General features: G+C 75.3%; 20 protein-coding genes. 6 read left to right on the top strand and 14 right to left on the bottom strand.

The annotated features are described in order from the left end of the window. Positions 1 to 67: 67 nt before the first annotated feature. Positions 68 to 2,734: a putative bifunctional diguanylate cyclase/phosphodiesterase gene (locus tag BLP29_RS19310; protein ID WP_165839458.1), complete on the bottom strand. Its 2,667-nt coding sequence runs from the start codon at positions 2,732 to 2,734 to the stop codon at positions 68 to 70. Positions 2,735 to 2,902: 168 nt separating this feature from the next. Between BLP29_RS19310 and BLP29_RS19305 the strand changes: the two genes are divergently transcribed. Together BLP29_RS19305 and BLP29_RS19300 are read left to right on the top strand one after the other, a co-directional pair. Continuing rightward, complete coding sequence (locus BLP29_RS19305; RefSeq protein WP_092807636.1) at positions 2,903 to 3,622, top strand: mycothiol-dependent nitroreductase Rv2466c family protein; 720 nt, start codon at positions 2,903 to 2,905, stop codon at positions 3,620 to 3,622. Beyond that, positions 3,619 to 4,803, top strand: a complete 1,185-nt coding sequence (locus BLP29_RS19300; protein ID WP_092807634.1) for an amidohydrolase — start codon at positions 3,619 to 3,621, stop codon at positions 4,801 to 4,803. The genes BLP29_RS19305 and BLP29_RS19300 overlap by 4 nt, the downstream gene beginning before the upstream one ends. A gap of 9 nt (positions 4,804 to 4,812) precedes the next feature. Here BLP29_RS19300 and BLP29_RS19295 read toward each other — a convergent pair whose 3' ends face one another. The 6 genes from BLP29_RS19295 to BLP29_RS19270 form a co-directional block, all read right to left on the bottom strand. Further along, on the bottom strand, positions 4,813 to 5,577 hold the full coding sequence (locus tag BLP29_RS19295) for an SDR family NAD(P)-dependent oxidoreductase (RefSeq protein WP_092807632.1): 765 nt from the start codon (positions 5,575 to 5,577) through the stop codon (positions 4,813 to 4,815). A 70-nt stretch (positions 5,578 to 5,647) separates the two neighbouring features. After that, positions 5,648 to 6,637 (bottom strand): Gfo/Idh/MocA family protein, encoded by a 990-nt coding sequence (locus BLP29_RS19290; RefSeq protein WP_092807630.1) that lies wholly within the window; start codon positions 6,635 to 6,637, stop codon positions 5,648 to 5,650. Position 6,638: 1 nt separating this feature from the next. Then, positions 6,639 to 7,109 carry an SRPBCC family protein gene (locus BLP29_RS19285; RefSeq protein WP_092807628.1) on the bottom strand — a complete coding sequence of 157 codons (471 nt, stop codon included), beginning with the start codon at positions 7,107 to 7,109 and terminating at the stop codon, positions 6,639 to 6,641. Positions 7,110 to 7,145: 36 nt separating this feature from the next. Next, positions 7,146 to 8,579 carry an NAD(P)/FAD-dependent oxidoreductase gene (locus tag BLP29_RS19280; RefSeq protein WP_092807626.1) on the bottom strand — a complete coding sequence of 478 codons (1,434 nt, stop codon included), beginning with the start codon at positions 8,577 to 8,579 and terminating at the stop codon, positions 7,146 to 7,148. 129 nt (positions 8,580 to 8,708) lie between these two features. Then, positions 8,709 to 9,137, bottom strand: coding sequence for a hypothetical protein (locus BLP29_RS19275; RefSeq protein ID WP_092807624.1), 429 nt, complete (start codon positions 9,135 to 9,137; stop codon positions 8,709 to 8,711). Positions 9,138 to 9,242: 105 nt separating this feature from the next. Then, complete coding sequence (locus BLP29_RS19270) at positions 9,243 to 11,015, bottom strand: DEAD/DEAH box helicase (RefSeq protein WP_243470112.1); 1,773 nt, start codon at positions 11,013 to 11,015, stop codon at positions 9,243 to 9,245. A gap of 287 nt (positions 11,016 to 11,302) precedes the next feature. Between BLP29_RS19270 and BLP29_RS19265 the strand changes: the two genes are divergently transcribed. Beyond that, the gene (locus BLP29_RS19265) at positions 11,303 to 12,865 is read left to right on the top strand and encodes an MFS transporter (protein WP_092807620.1); all 1,563 of its coding nucleotides are present in this window, start codon (positions 11,303 to 11,305) and stop codon (positions 12,863 to 12,865) included. Between the two features lie 80 nt (positions 12,866 to 12,945). Continuing rightward, on the top strand, positions 12,946 to 14,247 hold the full coding sequence (locus BLP29_RS19260) for an MFS transporter (protein ID WP_243470111.1): 1,302 nt from the start codon (positions 12,946 to 12,948) through the stop codon (positions 14,245 to 14,247). 1 nt (position 14,248) lies between these two features. Here the strand turns inward: BLP29_RS19260 and BLP29_RS19255 are convergent, their stop codons facing one another. Both BLP29_RS19255 and BLP29_RS19250 read right to left on the bottom strand, forming a co-directional pair. Further along, complete coding sequence (locus BLP29_RS19255; RefSeq protein ID WP_092807619.1) at positions 14,249 to 14,455, bottom strand: hypothetical protein; 207 nt, start codon at positions 14,453 to 14,455, stop codon at positions 14,249 to 14,251. Positions 14,456 to 14,512: 57 nt separating this feature from the next. Next, entirely contained in the window at positions 14,513 to 15,253 is a 741-nt protein-coding gene (locus tag BLP29_RS19250; protein WP_092807617.1) for an SDR family oxidoreductase, read from the bottom strand. A 95-nt stretch (positions 15,254 to 15,348) separates the two neighbouring features. Here BLP29_RS19250 and BLP29_RS19245 point away from each other — a divergent pair, with 95 nt between their 5' ends. Next, the gene (locus BLP29_RS19245) at positions 15,349 to 16,188 is read left to right on the top strand and encodes a LysR family transcriptional regulator (protein WP_092807615.1); all 840 of its coding nucleotides are present in this window, start codon (positions 15,349 to 15,351) and stop codon (positions 16,186 to 16,188) included. A gap of 6 nt (positions 16,189 to 16,194) precedes the next feature. Here the strand turns inward: BLP29_RS19245 and BLP29_RS19240 are convergent, their stop codons facing one another. The 5 genes from BLP29_RS19240 to BLP29_RS19220 all read right to left on the bottom strand — a co-directional run bounded on the left by BLP29_RS19240 (position 16,195) and on the right by BLP29_RS19220 (position 21,418). After that, the gene (locus BLP29_RS19240; protein ID WP_092807613.1) at positions 16,195 to 17,793 is read right to left on the bottom strand and encodes a GMC family oxidoreductase; all 1,599 of its coding nucleotides are present in this window, start codon (positions 17,791 to 17,793) and stop codon (positions 16,195 to 16,197) included. Beyond that, positions 17,790 to 19,295, bottom strand: coding sequence for an aldehyde dehydrogenase family protein (locus BLP29_RS19235; protein ID WP_092807611.1), 1,506 nt, complete (start codon positions 19,293 to 19,295; stop codon positions 17,790 to 17,792). The genes BLP29_RS19240 and BLP29_RS19235 overlap by 4 nt, the downstream gene beginning before the upstream one ends. 53 nt (positions 19,296 to 19,348) lie before the next feature. Further along, complete coding sequence (locus BLP29_RS19230; RefSeq protein ID WP_092807609.1) at positions 19,349 to 20,494, bottom strand: hypothetical protein; 1,146 nt, start codon at positions 20,492 to 20,494, stop codon at positions 19,349 to 19,351. Between the two features lie 67 nt (positions 20,495 to 20,561). Further along, positions 20,562 to 20,924, bottom strand: a complete 363-nt coding sequence (locus BLP29_RS19225) for a hypothetical protein (RefSeq protein WP_092807607.1) — start codon at positions 20,922 to 20,924, stop codon at positions 20,562 to 20,564. 146 nt (positions 20,925 to 21,070) lie between these two features. Next, entirely contained in the window at positions 21,071 to 21,418 is a 348-nt protein-coding gene (locus BLP29_RS19220; protein ID WP_133379304.1) for a hypothetical protein, read from the bottom strand. A gap of 9 nt (positions 21,419 to 21,427) precedes the next feature. On the opposite strand from BLP29_RS19220, the gene BLP29_RS19215 reads away from it, so the two are divergent. Then, a complete protein-coding gene (locus BLP29_RS19215) occupies positions 21,428 to 22,555 on the top strand; it encodes a 5-methyltetrahydropteroyltriglutamate--homocysteine S-methyltransferase (RefSeq protein ID WP_092807603.1) in 1,128 nt (375 codons plus the stop codon). Positions 22,556 to 22,563: the final 8 nt, after the last annotated feature.

Genomic DNA, 22,563 nt, shown 5'->3' with positions numbered 1-22,563 from the left:
CGACGACGCCGACGCGATCTGCGTGCGCCTGCCCTGACCGGCGGTCAGGGCAGCACGGGCCCGCCGGTCAGCCGACCGCCGGCACGGCCACCGGGCCGAGCAGCAGCTCGCCGGCCCGGTCGGCGGGCAGCGGCCGGCTGAACCACCACCCCTGGGCGTGGTCGCACCGCTCGTCCTGCAACCGGCCCAGCTGTGCGAGGTCCTCGACCCCCTCGGCCACGACGGTGAGGCCGAAGGTGTGCGCGGCCCGGATCATGAGCGCGACCAACTGGTCGTGCCCGGGCTCGGTCGAGGCCACGAAGCTGCGGTCGATCTTGAGGGTGTCCACCGGCAGGCTGCGCAGCTGGCCGATCGAGGTGTAGCCGGTCCCGAAGTCGTCGATGGCCACCGAGACCCCGAGCCCGCGGATGGCGGCCAGGTGCTCGGCGGCGACCGGGTCGTCGACCAGCACGGTCTCGGTCACCTCGAGCACCAGCCGGTCGGCGGGCAGCCCGGCGTCGGCGAGCGCGGCGGCGACGTCGGCGACGACCCGCCGGTCGGTGAGGTGCCGGCCGGACAGGTTGACCGCCATCGTCACCGCGTCGGCGCGACCGGCGGCGGCTGCCCGCCAGGCGGCGAGCTGGCGGGTGGCCTGGCCGAGCACCCAGCGGTCGAGGTCGCAGACCAGCCGGGTGGTCTCCGCGATCGGGATGAACTGGTCCGGGGGCACCATGCCGTGCCCGGGCCGGTTCCACCGCACCAGGGCCTCGTAGCCGGCCACGTCGGCCGAACCCACGTGCACCACCGGCTGGTAGTGCACCTCGAACTCGCCGTCCCTGAGCCCCGCGGCGATCGCCCGCTCCAGCTCGGCCTGCGCGGACAGCTGCTCCCGCAGCGCGTCGTCGAACACCTCGGCGCGGCCCCGGCCCCGCGCCTTGGCCCGGTAGGCGGCCGTGTCGGCCTCGGCCAGGAGGGCGTCGGCGTCGACCCCGGCGTCCCGGCTGACGGCGACGCCGATGCTCGCGCCGATCCCGACCCGGTGCCCGAGGGCGGTGATGGGGTGCGACACCACCGAGATCAGCCGGTCGGCCAGCTCGACCAGGTCGGCCTCGGCGTCCACCGGCTCGACCAGCACCACGAACTCGTCCCCGCCGAGCCGGCACACGACGTCGCCGCCGCGCAGCTGGCCGCGCAGCCGGCGGGCGACCTCGCGCAGCACCTCGTCGCCGCAGGCGTGGCCGTAGCCGTCGTTGACCGCCTTGAACCCGTCGAGGTCGACGAACAGCAGCCCGGTCTTCTCCCCGGAACGGCGGCCGCGGTTGAGCGCCGCGGTGGTGAGGGCGAGCGCCTGGGCCCGGTTGGGCAGGTCGGTGAGGGGGTCGTGGGCGGCCTGGTGGGCCAGCGCGGACTGCAGTTCCTCGCGCTGGCGGACCGAGCTGACGATGCGCTGCACCGAGGCGTGCACGACCGTGCCCAGCGGACCGGGCAGCGGCTCCTCCAGCAGCACGTTGGTGAGGTCGCCCTCGGCCACGGCCCGGGCCTGGTCCTGGATGCGCCGCAGGCTGCCGACCGCCGTCCCGAGTGCGGCGCCGACGGTGCGCACCTCACGCGGTCCGCGTGCCTCGACCTCGACCAACGACCCCTGGCTGACCTCCGCCGCCTGGGCGGCCAGGCGCCCCAGGGACCGCCCGATCGTGCGGGCCAGCAGCGCGGCCCCGAGGGCGGCGAGCGCAGCCAGCCCACCGGCCAGCACCAGGGTCGTGGTGGAGCGGACCGTGGCGGCGTCGGCGTCCTCCTCGGCCAGCAGCTGGGCCCGCTGGAAGGCCGCCCCCGACAGGGCGGCGGTGTCGGTGTCGCGGGTGGTGCGCTGCAGCACGAGCGTGACCACCTGCGCGACGGTGGGGACGGCCCCCGGAGGCGTGGCGGCCGGGTCGAGCGAGGAGTCCAGGCCCTGGACCGCAGGCGTGACGGCGAACCGCTGCCAGCGGTCGGCGATCGAGGGGTCGGTCAGGTCGGCGAGCTGCGCCCGGGCGTCGGTGTAGGCCAGCCACCCGGTCTCCCAGCCCAGCCGGGAGCCGATCAGCGAGCCGGCCTCCTGGTCGATCATGGAGCCCAGGTAGAGCGGCATCTGGCGGCTGGCGGCCTGCGCGTAGCCGGCCACCAGCTGCGCGTCGGCGATGGCGGCACGGGTCGCCGCGGGGGTGCCGCCGGCGCCGGCGTCGGTGGCCGTCCGCCGCTCGACGGCCATCAGCTGGTCCGACAGCGACACGTAGTCCAGGTACAACCCGTGCAGGCCGGTGGTCCGGGCCTCGCCCACCCGCCGCAGGGTGGCCAGGTCCGCACGCACCGTGCCGGCCAGGTCCGGACGCCGGTCGCCCAGCGCGGTGAGGGCGTCGTCGGTGGCTGCGCGGTAGTCCGACTGCAGTCCGGCGACGAGGGGTCGCTGGGCGGACACCTGGGTCACCGGCAGACCGATGGCCTCGATGGTGGCCGGGCTGTCCATCGCCCACAGCAGCAGCGCCCAGACGGCCTCGTTCTCCACGGTCCGGCGCGCCTCGTCGACCAGCGCGGTGACCTGCACGGCCGCCTCGGCGCGGACGGCGCTGGCCGCCTCTGCCCGCCGGGTGTCGATGATGACCGAGCTCAGCACGAGGACGCCCAGCAGGGGCACGCCGACCAGAGCGGTCAGGTACGCCCACAGCGGGACGCCGCGGCGGGTGCGGCTGGGCGGGCGGGTGCGGGCTGCGCGCGGCACAGGACCTCCGAAGGACGGCAGGGGGTTCCCGTGGTCTCCAGGACGACCATCCATCGGCATGCGGAACAAGATCGCCCACCGGGGGCCCGCGCGCGTCCCCCCTCCGGGGGAGCACCGCCCGGCCGCCCGCGGCCTGCACGGCCCCCGCCGGGCCGCGAGACTGGGCCGGTGACCGACCTCCGCTTCTGGTTCGACCCCGTCTGCCCCTTCGCCTGGCTCACCAGCCGCTGGGTCGAGGAGGTGGCCCGGCGACGCGAGTACACGGTCGAGTGGCGGTTCATCTCGTTGCGGTTGCTCAACGCCCACGTCGACTACGCGACCCACTTCCCGCCCGAGTACGAGGCCGGGCACACCGCGGGCCTGCGGTTGCTGCGGGTGGCCGCCCGTGTGCGCGACCAGCACGGCGACGACGGCGTCGGCCGGTTCTACACGGGCGTCGGCCAGGGCATCCACGACGCCGAGCCCACCGGCGGCACCCCCGGCCACGACCGCCGCGGCACCCGCGACTTCCTCGCCCCGGTGCTCGCCGACCTCGGTCTGGCACCCGACCTCGCCGACGCCCTGGACGACGACGCCCTCGACGCCGGCATCCAGGCCGAGACCGACGAGGCGCTGGCGCTGGCGGGCAAGGACGTCGGCACCCCGATCCTGCAGTTCCTGCCCCCGGACGGGTTGGCCTTCTTCGGCCCGGTCATCAGCCGGTTGCCCGCCCCCGAGGACGCCGTCGCGCTGTGGGACCACGTCGTGGGCCTGGCGTCGTTCCCGGGGTTCACCGAGCTGAAGCGGTCGCTGCGCGAGCGCCCCCAGCTGCGCAGCTTCGGGGTCGAGCCCGGTGAGGTCGGGCAGACCGAGGACTGGCACGGCGGCAGCCGGCGGCAGAAGCGGTGACCCCGCTGCTGCTGGCCGACGTCCGGCCGTGGGGCGACGACCCCGTGGACCTGCTGGTGGACGGCGACCGCATCGCCGACGTCGTCCCGGCCGGCTCCGGCACGGCGGCCCGGCGGGTCGAGGGCCGCGGTCTGCTGGCGCTGCCGGGGTTGGTCAACGCGCACGCCCACGTCGACAAGAGCTGGTGGGGCAGGCCGTGGCAGCCCTACGGCGGCGAGCAGACCACGCAGGGCCGCATCGCCCACGAGCGCGCCGAGCGCGACGCCCTGGGCATCCCGTCGGTCGAGGCGACGGTGCGGGTGCTGCGTGAGCTGCTGCGGCACGGCACCACCGCGGTGCGCAGCCACGTCGACGTCGACCTCGGGGTGGGGCTGCGCGGTCTGGACGTCGTCCGGGAGGCCGCGGCCGCGCTGGACGGCGCCGTCGAGGTCGAGGTCGTGGCCTTCCCGCAGGACGGCGTGGTGCGCCGGCCCGGGGTGCTCGACCTGCTGGACGCCGCAGCCGCGGCCGGGGCGGCGTCCGTCGGCGGGCTGGACCCGTGCTCGATCGACCGCGACCCCGTGGCCCAGCTCGACGGCCTGTGCGCGATCGCCGAGCGGCACGGGTGCGGGCTCGACCTGCACGTGCACGACGGCGGCGAGCTCGGCGGGTTCACCTACGACCTGGTGCTCGAGCGGGTGCGCCGGCACGGTCTGCAGGGTCGGGTGACGGTGTCGCACGGCTTCGCGCTGGGCGAGCTGCCGCCGGCCCGGCAGGAGCGGCTGCTCGACGAGCTGGCCGAGCTCGACGTCGCCTGGACGACGGTCGCCCCGGTGCGGTCGGCCCCGCTGCCGTGGGCGGGCATGCGGCAGCGGAGGGTCGGGCTCGGGCTGGGCACCGACGGCATCCGCGACCTGTGGTCCCCGTTCGGCGACGGCGACCTCCTGCGGGTGGCGCTGGACTTCGCCCGCCTGCACGGCCTGCGCACCGACGGCGACCTCACCGCCGCGGTCGAGGCGGCGTCGGTCGGCGGGGCCCGCTTCGTGCACCGCGACGTGCACGGGTTGGTGCCCGGAGCCCGGGCCGACGTGGTGCTCCTCGACGCGGAGAACGTGCCCGACGCCCTGGTGCGCGCGCCCCGCCGCGAGGTGGTCCTGGCCGGCGGCCGCGTCGTCGTCCGCGACGGTGAGCTGCTGGTCTGAGGACGAGGCTCAGCGCAGGTAGGAGGCCCCGTTCACGTCGAGGACGGCGCCGCTGCACCAGAGGGCATCCGGACCGGTGAGGAAGGCGACGGCGGCCGCGACCTCCGGCGGCTCGCCCACCCGGCCGAAGGGGCTCTGGGCCCGGATGCCGTCACCGGCCGGACCGGCCAGCAGGGAGGTCGCCATGTCGGTGGCCACGAACCCCGGCGCAACCGCGCTGACCCCGATGCCGTGCCCACCCAGCGCCAGGGCGAGGGACTGGGTGAGGGAGTGCACCGCGGCCTTCGACGCCCCGTAGGCCATCGCCTGCGGCTCGCCTCGGTAGGCGCCGCGTGACCCCACGGTGACGATCCGGCCCCCGACCGGGCCCTCCGGACGGTCCAGCAGGTGCCGCACGACCTGCCAGCTGACGTTCGCCGTGCCGACGACGTTGACCGACAGCACCTTGTGCCAGGAGGCCTGCCACTGCTCGTAGTCGGAGTCCTCGATGACCAACGGGTCGTGCGCGGCCGCGTTGTTGACCAGGACGTCGACCCCGCCCAGCCCGGCGACGGCGTCGGCCACGAGCGCGGCCACGGCGGCCGGGTCGGCCAGGTCGCCGGTGACCAGCACGTGCCCTGCGCCGGGCAGTCCGTCCAGCACGGCGCGGGCGGCATCGACGTTGCGCCCCGCGTGCACGGCGACGGCGTCGCCCCGGGCGGCCAAGGTGTGCGCGATCGCGGCGCCGATGCCGCGCGAGGAGCCGGTGACCAGGGAACGGGTGCGGGACGTCACCCCCGCACGGTAGCCACCTGCTCAGCCGGGCCGGACGGAGAACAGGTCGCCGGGCTGGCGCCCCGAGCCGTCAGCCCGGCGGCACCCCGGCCGCGGCCAGCAGGCGGTCGACGAGCTGCATCGTCACGACGTTCTCCTCGGCGCTGCCGTCGGGGGCCACGAGGGTCGCGGCGAAGGCGGCGAGTTCGCCGACGAAGCCGCGCAGGTGCAGGTCCTGCTCGCCGCCGGACATCGTGCTGCTCGCCGCGTGCCGCACCTCGACCCGCTCGTGGCCGGCTCGCCAGTCGCCGCTCCCGGGCAGGCGGGTCTCGGTGGTGCGCGTGTCCGTCACCCGCACGACGGCCCGCTCGAACTCGACCTCGACCACGTCCACCTCCGACGAGTACGCCGGGAGCGAGGACAGCCGCAGGGTGCCGTGCACCCCGGGAGCCGTGGTGAGCAGCGCCCGGAGCGTCTCTCCCACGCCGTGCTGGGTGGCGCTCGCGACGACGTCGAGGGGCGCCCCGAGGAGGAACGGCACCAGGTCGACGTGGTGGACGGCTGCGAGGGTGAGGAACGACCGGACGTCGGGGGCGAAGGCCCGGGCGTCGGCGGCGAACCGCACGTCGAAGCCCACCGGTGCGCCGTACCGGCCCGACGCGATGATCGACCGCAGCTCGACGAGGGCTGGTGCGTGCCGCTTCATGAACGCCGCCCGCAGCACGACCCCGGCGTCGGCGGCCAGGTCGGCCAGCCGGCGCGCCTGGCCGGCATCGGCTCCGACGGGCTTCTCGCACAGCACGTTGCGCCCGGCTCGCAGCACCGTCTCGACGATGCCGGGCTGGTCGGCCGGTTGCGCGCACACCACCACGTGGGTCAGGTCGGGCTCGCCGACCAGCAGGGCCTCGACCGAGCCGTACGGGGTCCCGGCCGCCCCGGCCCGGGTCAGGCCGGCGCGGGACCGGTCGACGTCGCGGGTGGCCAGGGCGCCGATCTCCACCCCGGCGGCCCGCAGGGCCGGGACCAGGTTGACCTGCGCGTGGTGACCGGCCCCGACCAGGGCGACGCGGGTGTCGCCCACGTCAGCGACCCCCGCCCTCGACGATCCGCCGGATGGCGGCGAGGGTGGCGGGGACGCCCTCGCGTGCCGCGGCCTGCCGGGTGGCGATCTCGTGCTCGGCGTCCGGGCCGTACTTGTCGGCCATGAACTGCAGGCCGGCGTCGGTGAACTCCCAGGACTCGGTGAGCCGGGTGCCGCCGTCGACCGGCTCGAGGTCGTAGCGCCACAGCACCTTGCGGTCGTTGACGCTCCAGGCGAAGGCCCGGCCGCGATCGGCCTGCTCGACCCGCGATCGGGTCTCCCAGGTGCGCTCGGGCGTCTCCTGGCGGCCGCCGAACTCGTCGCCGACCGCGCCGGTGCCGCCGTCGAGCCACCAGCACTCCCGGCACTGCGGGCTCCACTCGCCGGTGCGGGTGACGTCGGAGACGACGTCGTACACCGCCTCGGGGGAGGCGGCGACGACGACCGAGTCCGACAGGCGCAGGCTGCTCATGCCCCGAGTCTGCCGCCCGGGGCCCGCTGCGTCAGGTCAGGCGACGGTGCGGTCGGCGGGGGAGTCGATCGGGGTCGGGTCGGCGGCCGACCCGTGCAGCCCGCCGGACTGGGCGACCTCGAAGTCGGGCCCGAGCTTCTCCAGCGCCAGGCGTCCGTAGACCTGCTGCTGGGTGGCCACGCGCTGGGCCCGGCCCTTGCCGAGGAAGGACACGATCCAGCTGAACGTGGTGGTCAGCCGGCTCTTGAACCCGACGATGTAGACCAGGTGGACCAGCAGCCACATCGCCCAGGCCAGGAAGCCGGTGACCTTGATCTTGCCCAGGTCGGCGACGGCCTTGTACCGGCTGATGGTGGCCATCGAGCCCTTGTCGAAGTACTCGAACTTCTCCTTGTGCTTGCCGCCGGAGACCGTGGCCTTGATGCGGTCGGCGGCGAAGCGCCCGCCCTGGATGGCGACCTGGGCGACGCCGGGCAGCTTGTCCAGGCTCATCATGTCGCCGACGACGAACACCTCGGGGTGACCGGGCAGCGTGAGGTCGGGCTGCACCTCGACCCGGCCGGCGCGGTCGATGCTGACGTCGCACTGCTGGGCCAGCAGCGCACCCAGCGGGCTGGCCTGCACGCCCGCGGCCCAGATCTTGGTCGCGGCGGTGATGCGACGGGTGGTGTCACCCTCCTTGACGTCGAGGCCGTTGGCGTCCAGACCGGTGACCATGGCGCCGAGCTGGATCTCCACGCCGATGTCGCGCAGCTGCTTGGCGGCGTTCTGCTGCAGCTTGGGCGCGAACGGCGGGAGGACCACGGGGGCGGCGTCGAGCAGGATGACCCGCGCGGACCTCGGGTCGATGTTGCGGAAGTTGTTCTTCAGGGTGCGGCGGGCCAGCTCGGCGATCTGGCCGGCCATCTCCACCCCGGTCGGGCCGGCGCCGACGACGACGAAGGTGAGCAGGCGGTCGATCTCGGCCGGGTCGGTGGCCGCCTCGGCCATCTCGAACGCGCCCAGGATGCGCCCGCGCAGCTCGAGGGCGTCGTCGACGCTCTTCATCCCCGGGGCGAACTGGGAGAACTGGCTGTTGCCGAAGTACGACTGCCCGGCACCGGCGGCGACGATCAGGTGGTCGTAGCCGAACGTGCTCTCGCGGCCCAGCAACCAGGACGTGACGGTGCGGTCGGCCAGGTCGATGTCGACGACCTCGCCCAGGATCACCGTGACGTTCTTCTGCTTCTTGAGGATGTCGCGGGTCGGCGGGGCGATCTCGCCCTCGCTGATGATCCCGGTGGCCACCTGGTAGAGCAGCGGCTGGAACAGGTGCTGCCCGGTCTTGGCGATGAGGGTGATGTCGACGTCGGCCTTGCGCAGCCGCTGCGCGGCGAACAGCCCGCCGAAGCCGGAGCCGATGATGACCACGCGGGGACGGCGGGGGGCGGTCGGGGTGGTGGTCACAGCAGCGGCTCCGGATGTCGTCATGATGTCTTCATCGTCCCACGCGGCACGATCTCCAGTCGGCCGTACCCGTCCGGGCGAGCCGACCTGCGGTGCGACGTCGCCCACAGCGTCCACCGGCGGCGCGGACGCCGCCAGACCGCGACGGGTCGGTCAGCGCCGGCGGTCGCGCACGGCCTGGGTGAGCAGCCCCAGCCCGATGCCCAGCATCCAGACGTCCTTGGACACCGGCAGACCGTCCTGGGTGGGGGCCACCGACTTGCCCGGCTTGGTCATGCCGGGGGTGCGCAGGTAGAGCCCGAGCAGCCCGCCCGAGAAGGCGGTGAGCGCGGCGCCGGCGACGGCGGTGGGCACGAACGGCGTCAGCAACGCGGCGCCGATGGCGATCTCGCCGGTGGACAGGGCCTTCGCGAAGGTGCGCGGGGAGACCTTCGACAGGAACGGGTAGGCGCCGGCGGCGAACCCGTGCAGGCCGGCCGCGGTGCCCTCGTCGGCGTGCCGCTTGCCCAGGCCCGAGTTGAGGATGAACGCCCCGGTGGCCAGGCGGGGGGCGATCTCGGCGGGGGTGATGGGCAGGCGCATGGGACCTCGTTCGTCGGCGCGGGTGGGGAGGCCCCGATCCTCCCTCACCCCGCCGACACCCGCCCGGGGGCCGGTCGGCCCCCGGGCGGTCCGGTCAGCGAGGCGTCAGCGGCCCGCGCGGCGCGGCCGGGTGGGCTGCTGCCCTGCCCGGGCGGCCAGCTCGGCCCGGGTGCGCGCCGGACCCGACGAGCGACCGCCGCCGGAGGACGACCGGCCGGCGGCACCCGAGGCGCCGCCGGAGGCCCGACCGCCGCCACCGCCACCACCGGCGCCGCGGCGACGTCCGCCGCCGGTGCCCTGGGGCTGCTCGACGACCGGCGCGGGCTCCACGTAGGGCGCGGCCGGGCCGGTCAGCGCGCTGATCTCCCGGGCGCCGGGCTTGATCGCCGACACCTCGGGGGTGATGCCGGCCTGGCGGGCCAGCAGGCGCACCTCGCCGGCCTGGTCGGGCGTGGCGATGGTGACCACGGTGCCCCCGGCCCCGGCGCGGGCGGTGCGGCCCGACCGGTGCAGGTACGCCTTGTGCTCGGCCGGCGGGTCGACGTGGACGACGATCGCGACGTCGTCGACGTGGATGCCGCGGGCGGCGATGTCGGTCGCGCACAGCACGCGCGTCGAGCCGGTGGTGAAGGCCTCGAGGTTGCGCTCGCGGGCGTTCTGGCTCAGGTTGCCGTGCAGGTCGACGGCCGGCACGCCGGCGGCGGTGAGCTGCTTGGCCAGCTTCTTGGCCTGGTGCTTGGTGCGGGTGAACAGCACGGCCCGGTCCAGCCCGGAGGCGAGCTCCTTGACCACCTGCGCCTTGTCGGCGGCGTCGACCCGGAAGACGTGGTGGGTCATGGTCGACACCGGGGCGACGGCCGGGTCGACCGAGTGCGTGGTCGGCCGGTCGAGGTAGCGCTGCACGAGGACGTCGACGCCGTTGTCCAGGGTGGCCGAGAACAGCAGCCGCTGGCCGACCTTCGGCGTGCGGTCCATGAGCCGCTTGACCCCGGGCAGGAAGCCGAGGTCGGCCATGTGGTCGGCCTCGTCGAGGATCGTGATCTCGACGGCGGAGAGGTCGCAGTGGCCCTGCCCGATGAGGTCCTCGAGCCGGCCGGGGCAGGCGATGAGCACGTCGAGGCCACCGGCCAGCGCCTGCACCTGGGGGTTCTGCCCGACCCCGCCGAACACCACGGCGGTCTTCATGCCGACGGCGGTGGCCAGCGGGGTGACGACGGCGGCGACCTGGTTGGCCAGCTCGCGGGTCGGCACGAGGATCAGCGACCGCGGCTTGCGGGGCTGCCGCTTGGTGGTGGAGGCGGCGAGCCGGGCGACCAGCGGCAGCGAGAAGGCCAGCGTCTTGCCCGAGCCGGTGCGGCCCCGGCCCAGCACGTCCTTGCCGGCCAGGGTGTCGGGCAGCGTCGCGACCTGGATGGGGAACGGCGCGGTGATGCCGCTGGCGGTCAGCGTCTCGACCAGGGGCGCGGGGACGCCGAGCGCGGCGAAGGTCGTGTCGGTCGCCAGCACGGTGGCCGGGGCCTGGGCGGGGACGACGGCCGGGGCCGCGGGACGGGCGGGCGCCGGGGTGGCGGGGGTCCGCACGGCGGTCTGCTGCTCCGCGGACGGCTGCTCGGCGGTCTGCTGCCCCGTGGCCTGCCCCGTGGCCTGCTCGGGGCGCGGGCCGTTGCCGCGACCTCGGCCACCGCGGCGGCGGCGCCGTCCGGTGCCGGGCTCGCCCGGGGTCTCGGGCCGCGGGGGCTCGTGCCGGGTGACCAGCGGCTGGGCCGGGGAGCCCGCGCCGGGGGCGCGGAAGGCGGGGGCCTGCCGGGCGCCGCCGGGGCCGGCCGGGCTGGTCGCCCGGCGGCGGGGGCGGGCGGCGGGGTTCTGCTCGGTGCTCACGGGGGTGTCCTCACCAGGTCGGTGGCCACCGTTCATCGCCAGGGCGGGGCCCGGGTGGGGGCCGCACCGTCCGGTCGGACGTCGGGTCGCCGGCGCGCCTCGGTGGCGCTGCCTCTGCGCCGACGTCGGGTCCACCCGCTCAGGAGGAGCAGGGGGCGGCGCCGGTGATCACCACTGTGCCACGTCGACCCCGGCCGGTGGCCCGCGGCCGGGGAGTCGGTGGTCACACCGCGTCGGCATGTTCCCGGGACCGACGGTGGGGTAGGTCCGTCCGTCGTGACTGCAGCGTGACCTCCACCGACCGCCGTCCCGGCCCCGCCGAGGAGACCTACGAGCCCGACCCCCGCCGCTGGCGGGCGCTGTCGTTGACCCTCGTGGCCGGCTTCATGACCCTGCTCGACGTCAGCATCGTGTCGGTCGCGCTGCCCTCCATGCGCGAGGCGCTGGGCACCGACGCCGCCGGCGTCCAGTGGGTGGTGTCGGGCTACGCGCTCACCTTCGGGCTGGTGCTCGTGCCGGCCGGGCGGTTGGGTGACGCCTTCGGACGGCGGCGCATCTTCCTGGTCGCGCTCGCCGGGTTCGTGCTGGCCAGCGCCGCGGCCGGCGCGGCGCCGAACGTCGAGACGCTGGTGGCGGCCCGGCTGGTGCAGGGTGTGGCCGCCGGTTTCCTGGCCCCGCAGAACTCGGCGCTGATCCAGCAGCTGTTCCGCGGCGCCGAGCGCGGCAAGGCGTTCGGCCTCTTCGGCGCCACCGTGGGGCTCTCGACCGCCACCGGGCCGGTGGTCGGCGGGCTGCTCATCGGGTTGTTCGGCGAGGACCTCGGCTGGCGGGCCATCTTCTTCGTGAACGTGCCGATCGGCGTCGTGGCCCTGCTGCTCGCCGCCCGGCTGCTGCCGAAGGGGCGACCGTCGGGCACCAGCACGGACATCGACGTGGTCGGCACGCTGCTGCTGGGGCTGGGCGCGGTGCTGGTGCTGCTCCCGCTGGTGCAGGCCGAGGCCGGCGGGTTGAGCCGGTTGTGGTTCCTCTTCCTGCTGGGTGCGGCGGCCCTGGTGGCCTTCGTGCGGTGGGAGCGGCGGGTGGTGGCCCGCGGCCGGGAGCCGGTGTTCGACGTCCGGCTGCTCACGCAGACCCGGGGCTACGCCGCGGGCGTGGCCGTCGGCACCGTCTACTTCATCGGGTTCAGCGGCATCTGGCTGGTGTTCGCGCTCTACTTCCAGACGGGGCTGGGGTGGACGGCGCTGCACTCGGGGCTGTCGGTCATGCCCTTCGCCATCGGCGCCGCGGGGTCGGCGGCGCTGGCCGGTCGACTGGTCAGCACCTACGGGAGGCTGCTGACCGTCATCGGTCTCACGGTGGTGTCCACCGGGCTCATCACCACCGCGGTGCTGGTGGCCACCGTGCCGCCCGACGTGCTCACGTGGGCCGTGGTCCCGGCGCTGTTCGTCGCCGGGCTCGGCGGCGGCTTCGTGATCAGCCCGAACATCACCCTGACCCTCCGCGACGTGCCGGTGCGCATGGCCGGGGCGGCCGGCGGCGGCCTGCAGACGACCCAGCGCTTCGGCGCCGCACTGGGCTCCGCCGTCCTGCCGGGTCTGTTCTACGTCGTGCTGGGCTCGACGGGGGACTACTCGACGGCGGCCGGCATCGCCCTCGGCGTCGCGGTGCTCGGCGCGCTGGGGGCCCTGGCGATCGCCGTGCCCGACTGGCTGCGCGACCGGAGGGCCGACCGCGGTGCCGACGGCGGGGCCGGGAGCGGGGCCGACAGCGGTTCCGGCAGCGGTGCCGACCCGGGGCAGCCGACCGACCGGCACCACGCCGACCACCACGGGCACGCCGCGCACCACTGATCGAGCGCGGCGGGATCCTTGCGCCGCGTGGCCGTCGCACCCCTGGTGGGCGGCGGTCGGTGCGGGTCATGCTCTGCGCCGTGACTGCACCCTCCCGTCGTGTGCACCCCGCCTGGTGGGTCGCCGTCGTCACCTTCCTGGCCCTCGTGGGCGCGGCGGCGTTCCGCGCCGTGCCCGGGGTGCTGATCGAGCCGCTGCAGGCGGAGTTCGGCTGGTCGACGTCCACCATCTCCGCCGCCGTCGGGCTGAACATGGCGCTGTACGGCCTCACCGCGCCGTTCGCCGCGGCGCTCATGGAGCGCTTCGGGATCCGCCGCGTGGTGGTGGGCGCCCTGCTGGTGGTGGCGGTCGGGTCGGGGCTCACGGTGTTCATGACCGCGCCCTGGCAGCTGGTGCTGTGCTGGGGTCTGCTGGTCGGGCTCGGCACCGGGTCGATGGCGATGTCGCTGGTGGCCACGGTCACCGGGCGGTGGTTCGTGGCCCGGCGCGGGTTGGTCTCCGGCGTGCTGACCGCCGGCGGCGCGGCCGGCCAACTGGTGTTCCTGCCGGTCGTGGCGAGCATCTCGGCCGCCCACGGGTGGCGCCCGGCGGCGTTGGGCACCACGGTCGCCGCGCTCGCCGTCGTCCCGCTGGTGGCGTTCTTCCTGCGCGACCGGCCCAGCGACGTCGGGGCGGTGCCGCTGGGCGGCACGGCCGCCGACGAGCCACCGCGCAGCACCGGCAACGCCGCCCGCACCGCGCTGGCCGGGCTGGCGCTGGCCGCCCGCACCCGGGTGTTCTGGCTGCTGGCCGCCGGGTTCGCGATCTGCGGGGCGACCACGAACGGCCTGGTGCAGCCGCACTTCATCCCGGCCGCGCACGACCACGGCATGCCGGTGACCACCGCCGCGTCCCTGCTGGCCCTCGTGGGGCTGTTCGACATCGCCGGCACGATCGCCTCGGGGTGGCTGACCGACCGCGTCGACCCCCGCCTGCTGCTGCTGGCCTACTACTCGCTGCGCGGGCTCTCGCTGTTCCTGCTGCCGCCGCTGTTCGGGTCGGACCTGCAGGCCTCGATGATCGCCTTCATCGTCTTCTACGGCCTGGACTGGGTGGCCACCGTGCCGCCCACCCTGGCGCTGTGCCGTCAGCACTTCGGCCCCCGCGCGCCGGTGGTGTTCGGCTGGGTGTTCGCCAGCCACCAGCTGGGCTCGGCGGCCGCCGCGTACTCCGCCGGAGTGGTGCGCGACGTGACCGGCAGCTACGACGGTGCCTGGTACGGCGCCGCGCTGCTGTGCCTGGTCGCGGCCGGGCTGTCGATCGCGATCCGCCGCGGGCGCAGCTCGGCGGCGGTCCCGCCGGAGCGGGAGGCCGCCGCCGAGGACGCCGTGGTGCGGGGGTAGGTCAGCGGCGCCGGCGCGCCTCGCGCGCGGCTCGCCGGCGCCGGGAGTCCAGGAACTCGCCGCCCTTGCACAACGCCCGCGAGAGCGAGGTGGGGCCGTTCTTGGTCTCCAGCGCGGTGCCGAGCCGCTGCAGCAGCTTGGCCGCCAACGGCGCGCCGACCGACAGCAGCAGCCACATGCGCAGGCGACGGGTGAGGAACAGCCACATGGGGAGGACTCCAGGGGTAGGGGAGTGACCATGCTGCCGGTCGGCGGCCGGTCGCGCTCACCAGGGCACGGGGCCGTCGTCGTCGGAGTAGGTGCCGGTCGGCCCGCCGTCGGGCAGCGTGGCGAGCCGGATCGCGCTCTGCGCGCCCTGCGCCGGGGTGCGGGTGCCGCGGTGGCCGTTGAGGTCGGTGGCCACGAACCCCGGGCACATCAGGTTGACGAGGATTCCGGTGTCCTTCAGCTCCTTGGCGTACTGCAGCGTCACGGCGTTGAGGTAGGTCTTGGACGGCGAGTACGCCGCCGACAGCGGCCCGGTGCTGCCGTCGTCGGCGGCCTGCCGGGTCAGCGACCCCACCCCGCTGGAGACGACCACGATCCGCGGGGACGGCGAGCGGCGCAGCATCGGCAGCACGGCGTTGGTCAGCCGGATCACGCCCCAGACGTTGACCTCCACGGCCGCGCGGACCGCGGCCAGGTCGACCGCGCTCGGCAGCTGCTCGCCGCCCCCGGTCACCCCGGCGTTGTTCACCAGCACGTCCAACCCGCCGCGGTCGGCCAGCAGCGCAGCGGCCGTGGCCACGCTGGCGTCGTCGGTCACGTCCAGCGGCACCCCGAAGGCGTCCACCCCGGCGTCGCGCAGTCGAGCGACCGCGTCCTCCCGGCGGGCGTCGTCCCGGGCGCCGACGCCGACCGCCCAGCCCAGGCGGCCCAGCCCGGCGGCGATCTCGTACCCGATGCCCTTGTTCGCGCCGGTCACCAGCGCTGTCGTCGTCCGTGTGGTCGTCGGTGTCGTCGTCATGGCCCCAGCGTCGACCCGGGTCGCGGTCGGGCGCCAACACCGATCGGGTGCCGATCGATACCCGAGAGGTATCGGCCCGGCGTACCGTCGTCGCGGTGGAGACCCGCGAGCTGCGCTACTTCGTGGCCGTCGCCCAGGAGCTGCACTTCGGCCGGGCGGCGCAGCGGCTGGGCATCGCGCAGCCGCCGCTGTCGCGGGCCGTGGCCCAGCTCGAGCGCCGGCTGGGCACCGCGCTGCTCACCCGCTCGAGCCGGTCGGTCGCGCTGACCCCCGCCGGGGAGGTGCTGCTGGCCGAGGCCCGTGCCGCGCTGGCCGCCGTCGAGGCCGCGGAGCGGCGCACCCGCCGTGCCGGGTCCACCGACCGGCCGGGCCTGGTGCTCGCGGTGAAGGCCGGCGCCTCGGCCGAGCTGCTGGCCAAGCTGCTGGACGCGCACGCCGCCGAGCCCGACGCGGTCCCGGTCGACGTGCTGCTGGTCGGCATCGGCGAGCAGGGCCAGGTGCTGCGCGACGGCCGGGCCGACGTCGCCCTGCTGCACCGCCCCTTCGACGACCTGGCCGGCCTCGACGTCGAGGAGCTGGGCACCGAGGGGCAGATCGCCGTCCTGCCGGCCGGGCACGAGCTCGGCACCCGTCCCGAGCTGGTGCTCGCCGACCTCGACGGCGTGCCGGGGCTGCCCGCGCCCCGCTGGCCCGGGCCCAGCGGGGTGACCTCGGGGCCCGGCCCCCAGGTGCGCGACCACGCCCAGCTGCTGCAGCTCATCGGCCTGGGCCGCACCTTCGCCGTGCTGCCGGACTCGGTGCGCGGGCAGCTGCCGGAGGGCCTGCGCGCCGTGCCGGTGGCCGACGCACCCGCCGTGACGACGGTGATCGCCTGGCCGCCGCACAGCCGCTCGCTCGCCGTCGCCGGCCTGGTGCGCACCGCCCTCCGGCTGTAGCCCCGGTCAGGCCGGGACGGCGGCTCGTGCGCCGAGCTCGGCCTTGACCAGGTCGGAGGCGCGCTCGGCGATCATCATCGTGGGCGCGTTGGTGTTGCCGCGCACCAGCGTCGGCATCACCGAGGCGTCGACCACCCGCAGGCCCTCGATGCCGCGCACCCGCAGCTGGGGGTCCACGACGGCCTGGTCGTCGGTGCCCATGCGGCAGGAGGACACCGGGTGGTACAGCGACTCGAGGGTCTCGCGCACCGACCTCCGCAGCTCGGCGCGGGTCGCGCGGGTGCCGCCGGGGGACCACTCCTCGGCCAGCACGCCGGCCAGCGGACCGACCGCGGCGATCTCGCGGGCCTTCTCGACGCCGGTCACGAGGGCCTCGAGGTCGCGGTCGTCGGTCAGGTAGCCGGCGTCGATGGCCGGCGCCCAGGTGGGGTCGGCCGAGCGCAGCCGCACCGAGCCGCGCGACTCCACCCGCACGAGGACGGCGCAGGCGGTGAAGGCGTCGACGTCGGGGTCGACCCGGGCCTGCTGCCAGTACTTCACCGGCAGGAAGTGGAACTGGAGGTCGGGCTCGGCCAGGGCGTCGTCGGAGCGGGTGAACAGGCCGGCCTCGGCCAGGTTGGAGGTCAGCGGGCCGCGTCGGGCCGCGAACCACTGGGCGTAGCCCTTCGGGGACTCGCCGCGGAACAGCGACTCGCCGCTGCGGACGTTCCAGATCGTGGGCACGAGCGGGTGGTCCTGGAGGCCGCCGCCCACGCCGGGCAGGTCGTGCCGCACGTCCACACCGACCTCGCGCAGGTGCTCGGCCGGGCCGATGCCCGAGAGCATGAGCAGCTGCGGGGTGCCGATTGCCCCGCCCGAGAGGATCACCTGGTCGGCGAACACCTGGTGCACCGCGCCGTCGGAGACGTACTCGACGCCAATCGCCCGGTCGCCCTCGAGCAGCACGCGGGTGGTGCGGGCCCCGGTGCGCACGGTCAGGTTGGGGCGGCTCGTGGCCGGGTGCAGGTAGGCGTCGGCCGCCGACCAGCGCCGGCCGCGCTTCTGGGTCAGCTGGTAGAGCCCGGCGCCCTCCTGGCGCGCACCGTTGAAGTCGGGGTTGCGCGGGTAGCCGGCAGCCACCGCGGACTCGACGACGGCCCGGCTCCACGGGTGCGGCGAGCGGGGGTCCTCCACGCGCAGCGGACCACCGGCGCCGTGGAACTCCGACCCACCGCGGCCGTTGTCCTCCATCCGGCGGAACAGCGGCAGCACCGAGTCGTAGGACCACCCCGGGTCGCCGGTGAGCTGCGCCCACTCGTCGTAGTCGGCGCGGGCACCGCGGATGTAGATCATCGCGTTGTTCGAGCTGCACCCGCCGAGCATCTTGCCGCGCGGCCAGAAGACCCGGCGGTCGGCGGCGGCCGGCTGCGGCTCGGTGGCGTAGTTCCAGTCGCGGCGGGTGCGGAAGGTCTTGTAGAGCGCAGCCGGGATCTGCACCTCGAGCACCTTGTCCGAACCGCCGGCCTCCAGCAGCAGCACCCGCAGCGACGGGTCCTCGGTGAGCCGCCCGGCCAGGGCGCACCCGGCGCTGCCCGCGCCGACGACGACGACGTCGAACCCGCTCACCGGTGGCGCCCGTGCAGCAGGCCCATCACGCGGGCGAGGGCGTCGGCGGCCTTCTCGGGGCGGGCGAAGCTCATGAGCGGCACCGGCAGGGCGAACCGCTGCCGGGTGATCGCCTTGGCCCGGGTGAACTCGCGCAGGCCGTCCTCGCCGTGGATCCGGCCGAACCCGCTCTCGCCGACCCCGCCGAACGGCAACGACGGCACGCTGGCGAAGGTGATCACCGAGTTGATGCTGGTCATGCCGCTGCGCATGCGGCGGGCGAGGTCCATGCCGCGCTCGGCCGAACCGGTGAACACCGACCCGCCCAGGCCCAGCGCCGTCCCGTTGGCGAGGGTGAGCGCCTGCTCGGCGTCGTCGACCTTCGTGATGGTGATGGTCGGCCCGAAGGTCTCCTCCTGCACCGCCGCCGAGGTCTCGGGGACGTCGAGCAGCACGGTGGGGGCGACGAAGCCGTCGGTGATGGTGCCCCCGGTGGCGGTGCGCCCGCCGGCGGCCGCGGCGTCGTCGAGGTGCCGGCGGACGACGTCGGCCTGGGAGGGCATCGTCATCGGCCCGTAGGCGGCCTGCTCGTCGGCGCCGGGGCGCAGGCCCTCGACCTTCTCGGTGACGGCGGCGACGAACGCGTCGTGCACGGCGGCGGTGGCGTAGACCCGCTCGATGCCGATGCAGGTCTGCCCGCCGTTGCTCATCGCGCCCCAGACGGCGGCGTCGGCGGCGGCGGCCACGTCGGCGTCGTCGTCGACGATCATCGCGTCCTTGCCGCCGCACTCCATGAGCACCGGGGTGAGGGTCTCTGCGCAGGTGGCCATGACCTTGCGGCCGGTCGCGGCCGAGCCGGTGAACGCGATCTTGCCGACACCGGCGCGGCACAGGGCCGCCCCGGTCTCGCCGAGGCCGGTCACGACCTGCAGGGCGTCGGGGACGTCGGGGACGGCGGCCGCCCACGCCTGCCCCAGCCAGACGCCGATCGCCGGGGTGAACTCGCTGGGCTTGAACACGACGGCGTTGCCCGCGGCCAGCGCGTAGGCGATCGAGCCCATGGGGGTGAACACCGGGTAGTTCCACGGGCCGATGACCCCGACCACGCCGAGAGGCTGGTACTCCAGCACCGCCTGGTGGTTGGCGGCGAGCAGCCCCGGGTTCACGCTGCGCGGGCCGAGGGTCTTCCTGGCGTGCGCGCCGGCCCAGGCCAGGTGGTCGACGGCGAGGGTGATCTCCAGCAGCGCGTCGGCGTGCGGTTTGCCGTTCTCGCGGTGCACCAGGTCGGCCAGTTCGTGCATGCGCCGGGCCAGGTAGCCGCGGAAGGCGGCCAGCCGGGTGCGGCGCTCGGCGAACCCGAGCGCGCCCCACGCCTCGGCGGCCGTGCGGGCCCGGGCGACCGCGGCGGCGACGTCGGCGGCGGTGTGCACCGGCAGCTCGGCGACGAGCGCACCGTTGGCCGGGTCGGTGGAGCGGAAGGTGTCGGCGGGGGCGGCGGTGCCCCGGTCCTCGACGAGAGACATGCCCGGGATCCTACTGCTCGGTAGCCCTTTGGTGTGAACCGAGGTAGCAGGTACTAGCGGGGCACGGTGAAGGCGACGGGCGCGACGGTGACCGGGGCGCCGGTGAAGGTCGCCGGGTTGCCGAGCACCGTCCAGGCCCCGTCGAGGGACGTGGTCAGGGTGCCGCCCGCGAAGTCTGCGGGCAGGTCCCACACCGCACCGACCCCGATCGTGCCGGAGAGCGACCCGAAGGTGTCGGTGCCCGAGACCTCCACGGACTCGGGCAGGGGTGCCATGACGGCCCCGTCGGCCCCGGCCAGCCCGAAGACCTGGTCCGAACTGGTGGTCACCCCGATCGCCGGGGCGTACTGGCCGGTCAGCTCGAGGTCGGCGAACACCGAGCCCCACAGCCGCCCCGCCGCCACCCACCCCTGGCCCGGCAACCAGGGCGACAGGGTGAAGCCCCGCTCGGCGTAGGACAACCCGACGGTCACGTCGACGGGCGCGTACTGGCCCAGCAGGTCGGTCGCGGTCCCGGCGGCCGAGCCGGAGGCCCCGCCCAGGTCACCGAACCGGCCGCTGTAGTAGGCCAGGCCGGCCGCCGTGTCGGCGTCATCGGACAGGGTCCCGGTGCGCAGGTCCATGCGGGCCGTGCGGCCCTCGTCGGTCACCGCGAACCACACGGGCTGGTCCTCGGGTGCGACGACGACCAGCGTCATGTCGGGGGAGAGCCAGAAGCCGGGGGAGGGCGCCCCGGCGTAGGAGTATTCGCCGAACGCCCCCGGCACCGGGGTGCGTTGCTCGCCCACGACCAGCTCGAACACCAGGGGCGTCTCCCCCGTCTCGAACGGCGAGGAGAGGTCGCGGACGGAGAGCGAGGCCACGACCACGTCGGCGCCCTCGGGTGCGGCCCGCGGCGTGTCGGAGCCCGAGCCCAGCCCGAGCAACGACGCGGTGCTCTGGTCCAGGACGTCGGTCACCTGGACGTCGAGCAGTTGCTGGTGGGTGTGCGGGGTGATCAGGTGGGCGCCGTTCGGGGCCTCGCCGGACGGCGTCTCACCGAGGCCGTACACGTAGGACTGCTGGGTCACCAGGCCGGCCTCGAGCTGGGGCACGTCGGCCTCGGGCGAGGTCGAGGAGCCCGAGGAGCACCCGGTGAGGGCCACCGCGGTGACCGCCGCCGCGGCCAGGAGCGCGGTCAGGGCGCGGTCGACGATCACCGGCAGAGGATAGGGCCCGGGCCGGTTCCGCCGTCCCGGACAGGGACGGCGGAACCGGGGGGCGGGCCTAGAACCAGCGGGGGGCGGCCTGGGCGCCGGGGGCGTGGCCGTGCGTGGTCGAGGCCTTGCCGCCGCCGCGCTGGGGCACACCGGCGTGCGGGGTCCCCTCCAGGCGCAGCCAGGTGGCGTGCAGCGACAGCCACTGGCCCGGCGTGAGCGCGGCGGCCCGCACAGTGGGCGGCAGGCCCTCCGAGCGCAGCCAGCGCACGCCCTCGACCCCGGGGAGCTGGCCGCGGAGCACCGCGCCGAGGGCCTTGCCGCGGGCGGCGGTCACGGCGTGCACGAGGCGGTCGAAGCCCGCGCGCTGCTCGTCGGGGAGCGTCGCTCGGGCGGTGCCGGCGGGGGAGTCGGAAGCGGGGGGATGGGTCATGGGGACCTCCGGACAGGGGTGGTCCGGGCAGGCGTCAGCTGCTGCCCGGTCGGTCGGGCGGGGGGACGGCGTCGAGCGCGGTGCGCGTCAGCCGAACAGCAGCAGGGAACCCATGGCCGCGACGCTAAGGACGCCGCGGCGGGCTGTCACCCGCTTTTCCGGGCCTCCCGGGCGGCCTTGCGGGCCTTCGAGGCCTCCCAGCGCTCGCGGTCCTTCGCGCGGTTGCCGGCGTTGGCCTCGTACTTCTGCTTGCGGCGTCGGGCGCGGGCCATCTCGCGCTCCTCGAACGTCGTGCCCGCGCCCCAGGTGCTGGCCAGGTGGCCGACGACCACGAGCACGCCGCCGAACAGCAGCACCGCCGACCCGAGGATGGGGTCGGCGGAGAAGGCCGCGACCGTGAGGGCGACCCACGCCACGGCCCCGATGAGCACCCGCTTGTCCACGTCGTCGAGTATCCGCGTGCTGCCTGTGCGCCGGTGCGGGCGGTGGGCCACGATCGGACCATGAGCACCCCCACCCCGGTCGGCCCGCCCTTCCGCGCCGACCACGTCGGCAGCCTGCTGCGCCCGGAGTACCTGCTCGAGGCGCGGGCCCGGTTCACCTCCGGCGAGCTCGACGCCGACGGCCTGCGCGCGGTTGAGGACGAGGCCGTCGACGAGGTGGTGCGCATGCAGTCCGACGTCGGGTTGTCCACCGCCACCGACGGCGAGTTCCGGCGCGCCTCGTGGCACATGGACTTCATCTACGCGATCGACGGGGTCGAGAAGGTCGACGAGAACATCACCGTCCACTTCCGCAACGCCGACGGCACGCTGGACTACACGCCCGCCGGGCTGCGGGTCACCGGGCCGCTGTCGATCGAGGAGCCGGTGTTCGCCGACGACTTCGCGCACCTGCAGGGCGCGGTGCAGCCGCACCAGACCGCGAAGCTGACCATCCCGTCGCCGTCGATGGTCCACTACCGCGGCGGCGCGGCGGCCATCGATCCCGCCGTGTACCCCGACGAGGACGCGTTCTGGGACGCCCTCAGCGCGGCCTACCGCCAGCAGGTGCAGGGCATCGCCGCGCAGGGCTGCCGGTACCTGCAGCTCGACGACACCTCGCTGGCCTACCTCAACGACCCCGAGCAGCGCGCCCAGCTCGCCGCCCAGGGGCGCGACGCCGACCACCAGCACGAGCGCTACATCCGCCAGATCAACGCCGCGCTGGCCGGCCGGCCGGCCGACCTGACCGTCACCACCCACATGTGCCGGGGCAACTTCCGCTCGTCGTGGGTGGCCGAGGGCGGCTACGACTTCGTGGCCGAGGCGCTGTTCGGGTCGCTGGAGGTCGACGGGTTCTTCCTGGAGTTCGACGACGCCCGTTCAGGGGGGTTCGAGCCGCTGCGGTTCGTGCCGCCGGGCAAGCGCGTCGTCCTCGGGCTGGTCACCACCAAGCGGCCCGAGCTGGAGAGCAAGGACGACCTGAAGCGCCGCATCGACGAGGCCGCGCAGCACGTGCCGCTGGACCAGCTGGCGCTCTCGCCGCAGTGCGGGTTCTCCTCGACCGTCGAGGGCAACGCCCTCACCCGCGACGAGCAGGTGCGCAAGCTGGAGCTGGTGGTGGAGACCGCCGCCGAGGTCTGGGGGTGACCGGGGTC

Origin of the sequence: Klenkia marina (genome assembly GCF_900101025.1) — a bacterium.
Taxonomy (GTDB): Bacteria; Actinomycetota; Actinomycetes; order Mycobacteriales; family Geodermatophilaceae; genus Klenkia; species Klenkia marina.
The sequence above is the reverse complement of the archived record's forward strand: the minus strand, read 5'-3'. Positions and strand labels throughout refer to the sequence as shown.